Source organism: Methylobacterium sp. 13MFTsu3.1M2 (assembly GCF_900112625.1).
In the GTDB taxonomy this organism is placed as follows: Bacteria; Pseudomonadota; Alphaproteobacteria; order Rhizobiales; family Beijerinckiaceae; genus Methylobacterium.
Genome location: NZ_FOMM01000009.1, coordinates 1 through 12975 on the forward strand (window position 1 = coordinate 1; position 12975 = coordinate 12975).

The window sequence follows — 12975 nt, forward strand, 5'->3', positions numbered from 1 at the left end:
CGGGCCGCCTCGATCGTGGCGTTGAGCGCGAGCAGATTGGTCTGGGCCGCGATGCCCTGGATCATGGTCACGACGTCGCCGATCTGCGCCGCCTGCCCGCTCAGGCCCTCGACGATCGTGCTGGTGTGCCGGGCCTGCTCGACGGCCTCGCCGGCCATCCGCGCCGCGTGGCTGACCTGCTGGCTGATCTCGCCCACCGAGGCCGACAGCTCCTCGGCGCCCGAGGCCACGCTCTGGATGTCGCCGGACACCCGCCCGGCGAGGTCGACGGCCTCCGCGGTCCGGCGGCTGGCGCCCTCGACGGCGGTGCCGATCGCGTCGAGGTCGACGCCGATCGCCCGCTGCGCCGCGACGCGCCGGTGGCGCTCCTGGACCTGCGCGGAGATGTCGGCGGCGAACTTGACGACCTTGAGGACGCAGCCGCTGGCATCGAGGATCGGATTGTAGGTCGCCTGGATCCAGACGTCACGGCCGCCCTTGGCGATGCGGCGGAACTCGCCGCCCGCGAACTCACCCCGGCCAAGGCCCTCCCAGAACGCGCGGTAGCCGGCACTCGACCGCTCGGCCGGGTCGACGAACACGCCGTGGTGCTGGCCCCGGATCTCCTCCAGGCGATACCCCATCGTCTCGAGGAAGTTGCCGTTGGCCTCCAGGATCGTGCCGGCCGGATCGAAGGCGATCACCGCCTGGGACCGGTGCAGCGCCGCGATCTGACCGGCGTAGTCGAGCATCAGCAGCTTCTGCGCCGTGATGTCCGAGGCGACCTTGACCACCTTCACGACGCGGCCCGCGCGGTCGAGCACCGGATTGTAGCTCGCCTGCACCCAGACGTGGCGGCCGCCCTGGGCGATCCGCTTGAACTCGGCCACTTGGCAGGTGCCCTGCCGCAGGGCGTCCCAGAAGGCGTGATACGCCGGGCTGTCCCGGTGCGCCGCCTCCACGAACAGGGCGTGGCGCTGGCCCCGGATGTCGGGCAGGGCGTAGCCCATCATCGTCAGGAAGTTGGCGTTGGCCGTGATGATGGTGCCGTCCGGCTCGAACTCGATGACCGCCTGAGACCGGTCGAGGGCGTCGAATTTCGCCGCCAGACCTTCACGACCGCGCAGGGCGCCGAGCATGATCCCATCCCTTCATGTCATTGCCGGGATCCCGAGTGCGAACACGCGGTTCTTCTTGGGATCTGCCGCTGATTTACTGTCACGGCATGACGGCCTCGCATAATGATTGCGCACAATCGTGAACGATGACTTAAATCTGAACGGCACAATAGTTCAAGATTGAGAGGGTTTGGGATAGTGCAAAACTACCAGAGCAGTAAATTTTTACGCAATCTTCGATATCAGTGCCCGTAAACTATACAATCGAGGGTACGGATTTCGACGCCGAGATCCGGCGCCGTCATGCTCTCAGGTTGCACGGAAGTTCTTATGCTAACGTAGAATAGGATTTCTGGTCTTCGCTGCCGGATCGGCGCGCCGCGACGCGATGCGGCTGGATGCCACGCGCCGGCACGATTCGACCGACCTGACGCCCGCGGTCGAAGGGACGCGGCCGGCTCCGTCAGATGTAGGTCGAGGCCAGCGCCGGCGAGCCGTCCAGGGCGTGGGCCAGCCTCTCCAGCCCGTGGGCGATCTGCTGCCGGGTCGAAGGGCCGCCGAGGCAGAGGCGGACGGCCTCGGGCGGCGTCCCCGCGACGCAGAAGGGGTCGCTGCCGACCACCCCGAGACCGGCCGCGCGGCCCTGGCTGGCGAAGGCCGAGCGCGTCCATCCCGCCGGCAGGGTGATCCAGACATGGAAGGCGTGCGGGTCCGCGACGTAGGCCTCGGCGGGCAGCAGCGCGGCCGCGAGGCTCTGGCGCGCGGCCGACTCGGCGCGGACGAAATCCACGATGGCGTCCGCCGTCCCGTCCGTGATCCAGCGCGTCGTCAGCGCGGTCGAGATCGGCGACGCCATCACGGTGGCAGCGCGCAGGGCGTCGCCGAGGGGCAGGGCGGCCCGCGCGTTCGGGGCGATCAGGAAGGCGAGGCGAAGGCCGGCGCCCAGGCACTTCGCGACGCCCGCCACGTAGTAGGTGATCTCGGGCGCAAGTTCGGCGAAGCTCGGCGGCGGTGCCGGGCAGATGCGCGCGTAGGCGTCGTCCTCGATGATGGTGACCGCGTAGCGGCGGGCCGTCGCGATGACGGCTTCGCGCCGGGCACGGGACAGGGTCGCGGTGGTCGGGTTCTGCAGCAGGGGATTGAGGTAGAGGGCCTTCGGCGCTCCCCGCGTGCAGGCGGCCGCGAAGGCGTCGGGGTCGAGCCCGTGGCGGTCCATCGGGAGGCCGACGAGGCGCAGGCCCCGGTGCGCCGCGAGGGTCCGGATACCCGGATAGGTGATTCGCTCGGCGCAGATCGTGTCGCCCGCCTGCGCGACCTGTCCCAGGATGCTGGACAGGGCGCTGTGCGCGCCGGGGCAGATCAGCAGGCGCTCGCGCGCCGCCGCGATCCCGCGACCCGCGAGCCAGCGCAGCGCGGCCTCCTTGTCCGCCTCCGTCCCGCCGAAGCCCTGGTAGCGCAGGAGGTCGGCGAGATCGCCCGAGAGCTCCGCGAAGGACGACCGCATGCGGGCCCGCAGGCCGGGCAGGTCGGGTTCCGGGGGCAGGTTCATGGTGAAGTCGACCGGTCCCGGCCGCCGGGGAAGGGCTGGCCCAGCGGTGCGGGCGGCGTCCGCCGGGTCGACCACGAAGGTGCCCCGACCGACCCGGCCCTCGATCAGGCCGCGCCTGTGGGCCTCGACGTAGCCGCGGGACACGGTCGTGAAATTGAGGTCGAGCGTGGCGGCGAGCGCGCGCTGGGTCGGCAGGCGCGTGCCCGGAAGCAGGTGGCCGGTCCGGATGTCGTCCGCCAGCGCGTCCGCGATGGCTAGGTAATGGGGCTTGCCCCAGCGCCTGAGGTCCGGCGTCCAGATACCGGCCGCGTCGCCCCGGTCGACCGACCGTCCTCCCCGCCCGCCAGCCTTCATCCGTCCAGCACCCGCGACCTGAAAACCGATCAATGATCGATTGTATGGCTTGCAAGCGCCGTACCGGGCGCGTGACGGCCTATCACGGCGCGATCGATGCGTGCAATGCGTACAATACTCGTCGCCGAAGCGCGCGTCATCTGGCGACGACGTGCGCAAATCCTGATGATGAATTGTGCGTCGTCGAGTAGAACCGAGCGGATCGACTTCGCTCAATTGATCGTATCATTGTATGCATCGCAGGGCGCGTTATTGAATGCATTCCTGACGGCTCCGATCTGGCACATGGCTTGCCATCCGACTGTCTGAACGTGCGCAGCACCCCCTGCCGCGGGTCAGACCATCGAGGAGCGTGAGCAATGCCTGCCGTGAACCGCGAGCCGCACAAGAAGGGCGACGTCCTGGTCGACTACGAGGAGAAGGTCTTCGAGGACGTGAAGGCCGAACCCGGCCAGAAGGCCCTCGTCACCTTCCACACCGTCGCGTTCGAGGGCTCGATCGGCCTCGTCAACCTGCTCCAGGCCACCCGCCTGCAGCGCAAGGGCTTCGAGACCTCGATCCTGCTCTACGGCCCGGGCATCACCCTCGGGATCCAGCGCGGGTTCCCCCGGCTCGGCGACGAGGCGTTCCCGGGCCATCTCAATTTCAACAACCAGCTCGAGAAGTTCATGACCGAGGGCGGCAAGGTCTACGCCTGCCGCTTCTCGACACAGGCCCTGTACGGGCACAGCGAGGCGGCCTTCATCGAGGGTATTCGCATGATCAACCCCCTGGACGTGCTCGACTGCATCCTCCTGCACAAGCGCGACAACGCGGTGATCATCGACACCTGGACCGTCTGACGACCGCGCCAACGCCCCCGGCGGCCGCGCGCGACGCGCGCAGCCGCTGGCTCAGCCGGAGGACCACCCATGTCAGAGACCCGGATCGTGCGGGCTGCCGCGATCCAGATCGCGCCGGACCTCGACCGCCCGGACGGCACCCTGGAGCGCGTGCTCAACGCCGTCGACGAGGCCGCCGCCAAGGGCGCGCGCTTCATGGTCTTCCCCGAGACCTTCGTGCCCTACTATCCCTACTTCTCGTTCGTTCTCCCGCCCGCGCTCCAGGGGCCCGAGCACCTGCGCCTCTACGAGCGCGCGGTCGCCGTGCCGGGTCCGGTGACGCAGGCGGTCTCCGCGGCCGCGCGGCGCCACGGGGCCGTGATCGTGGTCGGGGTCAACGAGCGCGACCACGGATCGCTCTACAACGCGCAGCTGATCTTCGACGCGGACGGCGCCCTGAAGCTCAAGCGCCGGAAGATCACGCCGACCTACCACGAGCGCATGATCTGGGGGCAGGGCGACGGCGCCGGCCTCGCCGTGGTGGAGACGGCGGTCGGCCGCGTGGGGGCGCTCGCCTGCTGGGAGCACTACAACCCGCTCGCCCGCTACGCCCTGATGGTGGGCCACGAGGAGATCCACGCCGCGCAGTTCCCGGGCTCCCTCGTCGGCCAGATCTTCGCCGATCAGATGGAGGTGACGATCCGCCACCACGCCCTGGAAGCGGCCTGCTTCGTGGTCAACGCCACCGGCTGGCTCACCGACGCGCAGGTCGCGCAGGTCTGCCCGGACGAGCGCCTGCGCGGCGCCTGCCGCGGCGGGAACTGCACCGCCATCGTGTCGCCCGAGGGCAAGCACCTCGCCGATCCCCTGGGACCGGGCGAGGGCATCCTGATCGCCGACATGGATCTCGCGCTGGTGACCAAGCGCAAGCGGATGATGGACTCGGTCGGCCACTACGCGCGGCCGGAGCTCCTCAGCCTGCTGCACGACGACCGCCCGGCCGCCTTCGTGCAGCGGCCGGCCCGTTCGCAGACCGCCCCCCGGAGCCCCGACCATGACCAGCAGCCCGCTTCCGACGCGCCGTCCCATATCCCCGACGGCCCCGACGGGCCTGATCGGGATGCCGACGGAGCGCCTGATCAACGCGTTGCAATCCTGCGGCGTTAGGCTCGCCGACAGCCGCGCCGGCGCGCCGAGCCGCCGCGGCGGCGCCGGCCCCTCGGACCACAAGGCGATGACCATCGCGGGCCGCACCGTGATGGTGCCGGTCCACACCGAGGCCGCCTTCGACTCGCCCTTCCTGGTGCGCCCGCCGGACGCGGACGGAATCGCGGTGATCGAGCACGCGGGCGTCGTGGTCGGCCACGTCACCTTCCCGGGCCGCCCGCGCTTCTACGCCCTCTCCACCTTCGACGGTGTGCCCTACGCGAAGATCGCCGTCCTGCACGGGCGCGACGTGCTGGCCACCACGGTGCTGCAGACCTGCATCCGCTACCAGAGCCGCGCGAAGACCTGCCAGTTCTGCTCGATCGGCCAGTCGCTGGCGGCCGGCCGCACGGTGGCCCGCAAGACACCCGAGCAGCTCGCCGAGGTCGCCCGCGCCGCCGTGCTGCTCGACGGCGTGAAGCACATGGTCATGACCACCGGCACGCCGAACGCCACTGACCGCGGCGCCGCGATCCTGTGTGAGAGCGCCTTCGCGGTGAAGGCGGCCGTCGACCTGCCGATCCAGGCCCAGTGCGAGCCGCCCGACGACGACCGCTGGTTCGAGCGGATGAAGGCCTCGGGCATCGACGCGCTGGGCATGCATCTCGAAGCCGTCACGCCCGAGGTGCGGGCGCGGATCATGCCCGGCAAGGCGGGCGTGCCGCTGGAGCGGTACTACGATGCCTTCGCGGCCGCTGTCCCGGTCTTCGGGCGCGGCCAGGTCTCCACCTACATCCTCGCCGGCCTCGGCGACGCGCCGGAGGCGATCCTCGCGATGGCCGACCGGCTGATCGGGATGGGCGTCTACCCGTTCGTGGTGCCCTTCGTGCCGATCTCCGGCACGCCGCTGGAGAGCCATCCGGCCCCCGGGCCCAACTTCATGCACGCCGTCCTGAAGCCGCTCGCGGAGATGCTGGGGCGGGCGAACCTGCGCTCCACCGACATCAAGGCCGGCTGCGGCCGGTGCGGTGCCTGCTCGGCGCTCTCCACCTACGAGCGCGCGGGGGAGGCGGCCTGATGTTCGACCCCGTTCCGCCGTACCGGCCCAGCCACTTCCGGGTGAAATTCGCGGTCGCGCCCTGGGAGCGGCGCGCCTGCGCCGCCCTGCGGCGGCAGGTCTTCTGCGCGGAGCAGGGGATCTTCGCCGAGGACGACCGCGACGCGATCGACGCGCACGCCGTCCCGGTCTGCGCCCTCTCGACGCTCGGCGGCGACGCGGACGCCGTCGTCGGCACCGTGCGGATCCACGAAGACGGCGCGCGCCCGGGAACGTGGTGGGGCTCGCGCCTCGCCGTCGCCAAGCCTTTCCGCAGCGCCGCCGCCCTCGGCACCGGCCTCATCCGGGTCGCGGTGTCCTCGGCCCACGCGCGGGGCTGCACCCGCTTCCTCGCACACGTCCAGGAGGGCAACGTCGCGCTGTTCGAGGCCCTGCACTGGGAGAGCCTCGACGCGCTGGACCTGCACGGGCGGCCCCACCGCCTGATGGAGGCGGACCTCGCGGCCTACCCGCCGATGCACGATCCCGAGCACGGCCTCCTCACCTTCCGCAGGGCCGCGTGACCGCCGGGATCGACGTCCGGGCGCTGGCCCGCCAGATCCGCGAGGCCCGCGGGGTCGGCCACAAGCGCGACATCGACGCGGTGGTGCGGCGGCTCGGGCTCGGGAGCCGGCACGCGGCCGTGCCGGTCGGCGACGATTGCGCGGCGATCCCCGACGGCGACGGGCACCTGCTGCTGGCCATCGAGGGCTTCCTCGACAGCTTCGTGGCCGACGATCCGTACTTCGCGGGCTATTGCGGGATCATGGTCAACCTGAGCGACGTCGCCGCCATGGGCGGGCGTCCGCTCGCCGTCGTCGACGCCCTCTGGGCCCGGGAGGCCGGGGCCGCCGACCCGATCCTGGCCGGCCTGTCCGACGCCGCCGCGCTCTACGGCGTCCCGGTGGTCGGCGGCCACACCAACACCCGCGCGGCCGCCGGCAACCTCGCGGTCGCGGTGCTCGGCCGGGCGGGACCGCGCCTGCTGACGAGCTTCGACGCCGCGCCCGGCGACGACCTCGTCGCCGCCATCGACCTGCGCGGGCGCTTCCGCGATCCGCACCCCTACTGGGACGCCTCCACCGGCGCGCCGGGCGCGCGGCTGCGGGGCGACCTCGCCCTGCTGCCGGGCCTCGCTGAGGACGGCCTGGCCGGCGCCGCCAAGGACATCAGCATGGCGGGGGTCGTCGGTACGGCCCTGATGCTGCTCGAATGCTCCGCCGTCGGCGGCGTCATCGACCTCGACGCGATCCCGCGGCCCGACCACGTCCCGCTCACGCGCTGGCTGACGGCGTTCCCGAGCTTCGGCTACCTCGTCAGCGTCCGCCCCGACCGCACGGCGGCCGTCACCGCGCGCTTCGCCGAGCGCGGCATCGCGGCGGCCCGGATCGGGGGCCTCGACGCCGGCCGGGCCGTCCGGCTGCGGGACGCCTCGGGCGCCGAGGCCGTCGTCTGGGACTTCGCCACCGGCCCGCTGATCGGCTGCGGCAGGGACGGCCCGGGGGCGACGCCGTGAAGCCGCTGCGCGTCGCCCTCCTGACCCACTCCACCAACCCGCGCGGCGGGGTCGCCCACTGCCTCGCCCTCGCCGAGGCCCTGTGCGAACTCGGTCACGCGGCGGTGGTCCACGCGCCCGACCCGTCCGGCCGCGGGTTCTTCCGGGACGCGTCCTGCCCCACCGTGGCGGTCGCCGCCGAGCCGGTCGCGGGCGGGACGGTCGACCTCGTACGAACCCGCATCCACGACTACCTGCGCCACTTCGCGAGCCCGGCGGCCCGCGACTTCGACGTGTTCCACGCCCATGACGGCATCGGCGGCAACGCCCTCGCGACCCTGAAGCACCGGCGCCTGATCCCGGGCTTCGTCCGGACCGTCCACCACGTCGACAGCTTCGCCGACCCCGTCCTCGCGGGCTGGCAGGACCGCGCGATCCGCGAGGCCGGCCGGCTGCTCTGCGTCAGCCGCCTGTGGGCCGACTGGATCCGGGACGCGATCGGCGCCGAGGCCGGGATCGTCGGCAACGGGGTCGACCTGTCGGTCTATCGCCCCGCGGCCGCGGAGGGCGACGCGGCTCTGCGGGCGCGCTGGGGGCTCGGCGCGGGGCCGATCGTCCTCAGCGTCGGCGGCCTCGAGGAGCGCAAGAACAGCCTCGGCATCATCGCGGGGTTCGCGCGCCTGCGGACGCGCCACCCGCATGCCCAGCTCGTCGTCGCGGGCGGCGCCTCGCTCCTCGATCACGCCGGCTACCGCGAACGCTGCCGCGCCACCCTCGTCGCCGCGGGTCTGGACGTGGGCCGCGGCGCGGCCGTCATCGAGACGGGGCCCGTCGCGCAGGCCGACATGCCGGCGCTCTACCGGGCCGCGGACCTGCTGGCCTTCCCGTCCTGGACCGAGGGGTTCGGCCTCTGCGTTCTGGAGGCCATGGCCTGCGGAACGCCGGCGATCGTCTCCGACCGACCGCCCTTCACCGAGTACCTGACGCCGGCCGACGCGCTGTTCGTCGATCCCGCCGACCCCGACGGCATCGCCGCCGCCATGGCGGCGGCGCTGGAACCGCGGACCCGCGCCCGCCTGCGGGCGGCGGGGCTGGAGCGCGCGGCCGCCCATTCCTGGCGCGCCTGCGCGACGCGTCACCGCGACGCCTACGCCGCCTGCGCCCGCGGCGCGGCAGCCTTCACGGAGTTGCAGCCATGACGACAACGACCCGTCACGTTCCCGTCGCTGTCGTCGGCGGCGGCCAGGCTGGCCTCTCGGTCAGCTACCACCTGAAGCAGCGCGGAATCGCGCACCTCGTCTTCGAGAAGCACACGGCCGCGCACACCTGGGCGACGCAGCGCTGGGACACGTTCTGCCTCGTCACCCCGAACTGGCAGTGCGACCTGCCGGGCCACCCCTACGACGGGCCGGACCCGGACGGGTTCATGAGGAAGGACGAGATCGTCGCCTACCTGAAGGCCTTCGTCGCCAAGGTGAGGCCGCCGCTCCGCGAGGGCGTGGCGGTCACGCGCGTGGCGCGGCGCGACGACGGCGTGTTCGCGGTCCGGACCTCGGAGGGCGACTACACCGCGGACGAGATCGTGGTGGCCTCTGGCGGCTACCACACGCCGATCATCCCGCGCATGGCCGAGAAGCTGCCGCCCGCGATCACCCAGATCCACTCGAATCAGTATCGGAACCCGGCGCAGCTGCCCGACGGCGCGGTCCTGGTCGTCGGCTCGGGGCAGTCCGGCGCGCAGATCGCCGAGGACCTGCATCTCGCCGGACGGCAGGTACATCTCGCCGTGGGCGACGCACCCCGCTGCGCCCGCTTCTACCGCGGCCGCGACGTCGTCGCGTGGCTCGCCGACATGGGCTACTACGAGAAGACCGTCGACGATCACCCGCTGCGCGACGGCGTCCGGGACAACACCAACCACTACGTGACCGGTCGCGACGGCGGCCGGGACATCGACCTGCGCCGCTTCGCCCTGGAGGGCATGGCGCTCTACGGCGTCCTCGAGGACTACGCGGCGGGCGCCCTCCGCTTCCGGGACAACCTCCGGCCCGCGCTCGACCAGGCCGACCGGACCTACAACGGCATCAACGCGGCCATCGACGCCCATATCGACGCGGCCGGCATCGCGGCGCCGGTCCAGGCGCCCTACGCGCCGGTCTGGGAGCCGGGCGAGCCTGTCACCGCGCTCCCCCTCGAAGGGTCCGGCATCGCCAGCGTGGTCTGGTGCATCGGCTTCGCGCCGGATTTCCGGTGGCTCGACGCGTCCGTGTTCAACGGCGCCGGCCAGCCGAAGCACAGGCGCGGCGTCACGGCCGAGGCGGGCATCTCCTTCATCGGCCTGCCCTGGCTGAACACGTGGGGCTCGGGCCGCTTCGGCGCGGTCGGCCGCGACGCCGAGTACATCGTGCAGGTGATCGAGGCGCGTCTCGGCGCCGGTGCGGTCGGCCTGAAGCGGGCAGTGTGAGCCGGATCATCATCCGGTCGAACCCGGGCGAAACCTCCCCTCAGTCATCCCGACATTCGGACCGCTCAAGCCGGGTATCCGCGGCCGGAGTGCCGATCCCTTCCAGTGTTCCGGAGCGAACGCTGGTCCAGGATCGACTTGTTCGCCTGTATCGCATCGGTTAGCCACGCCCCGTTGCGGCGCCTGAGTCGCGTCAGATCCAGGGATCATCCATGCGAGCACGTACCGTCGGTATCGGGATTGCGGCGATTCTGTCCGTGATGACCAGTGTGGCCTCCGCCGAGACGTTGCCGGCACGCAAGGCCGGCCTGTGGGAGAGCAAGACCACGTCGCCCGACGGCAACACGACCGCGCGTCAATGCATCGACGAGAAGACCGATCAGATCGCGCAGGCCGCGTTCGGGGGCGGCCAGAACTGCGCGAAGCGCACCATCGTCAAGACGAGCACCGGCTACAAGGGCGAGACCGAGTGCAAGCTCGGCCCGATCTCGGCCGCGGGCACGACCGAGATCAGCGGCGACTTCAACAGCAAGATCCACATGGAGGTGGATACGACGCTGACCGGCATGCCGAACGCCAAGGAGCCCGTGCGACGCCAGATGGTGATCGACGCCACCTACATCGGTCCCTGCGCGGCCGGACAGAGCCCGGGTGACATCATCCTGCCCGACGGCAAGATCGTGAAGATGCCCCAACCGGCAGCCCGATAGGCACACCGGCAGGCGCCTCGGGCGCGGGCGAGCCCGTCGGGTGCCGCCCCGCGTCCGCCCGGGCGCCGCCGCGGAGATCCATGCCGCGAAACCGGCATCCCTTCGTGAGAAGGCGAGCGACAGCCCGCGAGTCAGGCGAAGGTCTGATTAGCGGATATTAAATACATTTCGCTAATCGTGCGCCGTGCAGCCCCGGAATTGTTCTATTCGGCTGCGTCGAGGCCGCCGTGTCGCTACAAAGTGTCTCCATTCGTACAAAGCTGGTCGTGGCCTTCTCGGTCCTGACCGTTTTCGTGATCGGGCTCGGCGTGCTCGGGCTCGTGAGTACGCGCAAATTGCGTGAGCAGGCGGTCGAGATCGATACGAACTGGCTGCCGAGCATCCGGGCGCTGGGCGAGATCGACACGCTGACCGCCCGCAGCAGCGGCCTTCTCCTGCGGCACACGCAGGCGACCGATCCGGCGCTGCTCGCCAGCATCGAGAAGGATATGGACAGCTTCGACAGAAAGCTGGCCGACCGGGTCGCGGTCTACAAGGGCCTGCTCAGCTCGCCCGAAGAGCGGTCGCTTTTCGACGCGTTCAACCAGGAATCGCAGACCTTCACGGCGGTGCGCAACGACGTCGTCGACCTGTCGCGCGCCGGGAAGAAGACCGAGGCCTATCAGCTCTACGAGACGAAGGGCCTCATCCCGCGCCGCGCCGCCTCCAAGGCCCTCGAGAAGCTGATCGCCATCAACAACGCCGGCGCCGATGCCGCGCAGGCCCAGGGCACCGCCGTCTTCAACGAGACCTGGACGGTGAGCCTCGTCGCGATCGCTCTCGCCGTGGCGGTCTCCGCTCTGTCGGGCGTGATCATCGTCCTCGGCGTCACCCGCGGCATCGCCGCGGTGGTGCGGCCGATGCAGGCGCTGATCGCCGGCGACCTGTCGGCCGAGATCCCGCATCAGGGCGAGAAGACCGAGATCGGCACCATCGCGTCGGCCGTCGCGGTGTTCAAGCAGGGCCTTATCCAGATGAAGGCGCTGGAGGCCGAGACCGCGCAGGCGCGCCTCGCCGCCGAGGAGCAGCGCCGGATCGGCATGCGCCAGATGGCCGACAGCTTCGAGGCGGCGGTCGGCGGCATCGTCGGGCAGGTCTCGGCCTCCGCGACCGAGCTGCAGGCCACCGCCGGCTCCATGTCGGCCATGGCAGGCCAGACCTCGGCGCAGTCGGGGGCGGTCGCGGCCGCCGCCGAGGAGGCTGCCTCGAACGTCAGCACCGTCGCGGCCGCCGCCGAGGAGCTCGGCGCCTCCGTCCAGGAGATCGGGCGCCAGGTCCAGGGTTCGGCCGAGCTGGCCCGCTCCGCCGCCGGCGAGGCGGACGAGACCGGCGCCCTCGTCCAGGAACTCAGCGGGGCCGTCGCCAAGATCGGCGACGTGGTGGGCCTGATCTCCTCGATCGCCGGTCAGACTAACCTCCTGGCGCTGAACGCCACGATCGAGGCCGCCCGCGCGGGCGCGGCGGGCCGCGGCTTCGCGGTCGTAGCCTCCGAGGTGAAGGCGCTGGCGGAGCAGACCGCCCGCGCGACCGGGGAGATCTCCAGTCAGATCGGCCGGATCCAGGGCGTGACCGGTCAGGCGGTCTCCGCCATCGGGACGATCACCGGGCGCATCCGCGAGATCAACAGCGTCGCCACCTCGATCGCGGCCGCCGTCGAGGAGCAGGGCGCGGCGACGCAGGAGATCGTCCGCAACGTCACCCAGGCCGCGCAGGGCACCGGCGAGGTGACCAGCAACATCGCCGGCGTGGCCGGCGCCGCGGAGGAGACCGGCGCGGCGGCGAGCCAGGTTCTCGGCGCGGCCTCGGAGCTGTCGCGCCAGTCCGAGCACCTGTCCGCCGAGGTCGGACGGTTCCTCGCGACCGTGCGCGCCGTCTGACGAGCCCGGCGATATAGGCCGCTCCGGTCAGTTCATCGCCGGGGTGTGCCGTAGCACCTCGGCGGGGAAAGCTTGAGCTTACATCAGGGTTACACCGCGAACACAGTCGCGGACCTGATGGAGACTTCCATGACCCTCGTTGCCCGCTTCGCCCTCGCCACGGCCGTCGCCGCCGCCACCGTCGCGGTTCTCGCCGGGACCTACGTCGAGATCCTGGACCGCGCCCTCCCGATGCACTTCGTCTGAGACGGCGGTGCGAACCGGTTGAAGACCGCATCCCGGGTCGCCGCCGTCCGGCGGCGGCGACCCGGGATGCGGGAGGGAGGT

Annotated in this window: 11 protein-coding genes; 9 read left to right on the forward strand and 2 right to left on the reverse strand. The window is 71.5% G+C overall.

Annotated elements, in window-relative coordinates:
• Positions 1 to 1118: methyl-accepting chemotaxis protein (locus BM314_RS09480; protein ID WP_091977971.1), on the reverse strand; the 1118-nt coding region annotated here is incomplete at its 3' end.
• A 442-nt stretch (positions 1119 to 1560) separates the two neighbouring features.
• Positions 1561 to 3000, reverse strand: a complete 1440-nt coding sequence (locus BM314_RS09485; protein WP_091977972.1) for an aminotransferase-like domain-containing protein — start codon at positions 2998 to 3000, stop codon at positions 1561 to 1563.
• Positions 3001 to 3359: 359 nt separating this feature from the next.
• Here BM314_RS09485 and BM314_RS09490 point away from each other — a divergent pair, with 359 nt between their 5' ends.
• From BM314_RS09490 to BM314_RS09530, 9 genes are all read left to right on the forward strand, one after another.
• Positions 3360 to 3842: an MSMEG_0572/Sll0783 family nitrogen starvation response protein gene (locus BM314_RS09490; RefSeq protein ID WP_091977973.1), complete on the forward strand. Its 483-nt coding sequence runs from the start codon at positions 3360 to 3362 to the stop codon at positions 3840 to 3842.
• A 69-nt stretch (positions 3843 to 3911) separates the two neighbouring features.
• Positions 3912 to 4988 (forward strand): Nit6803 family nitrilase, encoded by a 1077-nt coding sequence (locus tag BM314_RS09495; RefSeq protein ID WP_091977974.1) that lies wholly within the window; start codon positions 3912 to 3914, stop codon positions 4986 to 4988.
• Positions 4942 to 6045: an MSMEG_0568 family radical SAM protein gene (locus tag BM314_RS09500; RefSeq protein WP_091977975.1), complete on the forward strand. Its 1104-nt coding sequence runs from the start codon at positions 4942 to 4944 to the stop codon at positions 6043 to 6045. Before BM314_RS09495 ends, BM314_RS09500 begins: the two co-directional genes overlap by 47 nt.
• Positions 6042 to 6587 (forward strand): MSMEG_0567/Sll0786 family nitrogen starvation N-acetyltransferase, encoded by a 546-nt coding sequence (locus BM314_RS09505; RefSeq protein WP_091678904.1) that lies wholly within the window; start codon positions 6042 to 6044, stop codon positions 6585 to 6587. The genes BM314_RS09500 and BM314_RS09505 overlap by 4 nt, the downstream gene beginning before the upstream one ends.
• Entirely contained in the window at positions 6584 to 7579 is a 996-nt protein-coding gene (locus tag BM314_RS09510) for a sll0787 family AIR synthase-like protein (RefSeq protein WP_091977976.1), read from the forward strand. The genes BM314_RS09505 and BM314_RS09510 overlap by 4 nt, the downstream gene beginning before the upstream one ends.
• Positions 7576 to 8757: an MSMEG_0565 family glycosyltransferase gene (locus tag BM314_RS09515; RefSeq protein WP_091977977.1), complete on the forward strand. Its 1182-nt coding sequence runs from the start codon at positions 7576 to 7578 to the stop codon at positions 8755 to 8757. The genes BM314_RS09510 and BM314_RS09515 overlap by 4 nt, the downstream gene beginning before the upstream one ends.
• Positions 8754 to 10022: an MSMEG_0569 family flavin-dependent oxidoreductase gene (locus BM314_RS09520; protein ID WP_091977978.1), complete on the forward strand. Its 1269-nt coding sequence runs from the start codon at positions 8754 to 8756 to the stop codon at positions 10020 to 10022. The genes BM314_RS09515 and BM314_RS09520 overlap by 4 nt, the downstream gene beginning before the upstream one ends.
• Before the next feature lie 260 nt (positions 10023 to 10282).
• A complete protein-coding gene (locus tag BM314_RS09525) occupies positions 10283 to 10732 on the forward strand; it encodes a DUF3617 domain-containing protein (protein ID WP_020091622.1) in 450 nt (149 codons plus the stop codon).
• A 227-nt stretch (positions 10733 to 10959) separates the two neighbouring features.
• The gene (locus BM314_RS09530) at positions 10960 to 12648 is read left to right on the forward strand and encodes a methyl-accepting chemotaxis protein (RefSeq protein ID WP_091977979.1); all 1689 of its coding nucleotides are present in this window, start codon (positions 10960 to 10962) and stop codon (positions 12646 to 12648) included.
• Positions 12649 to 12975: the final 327 nt, after the last annotated feature.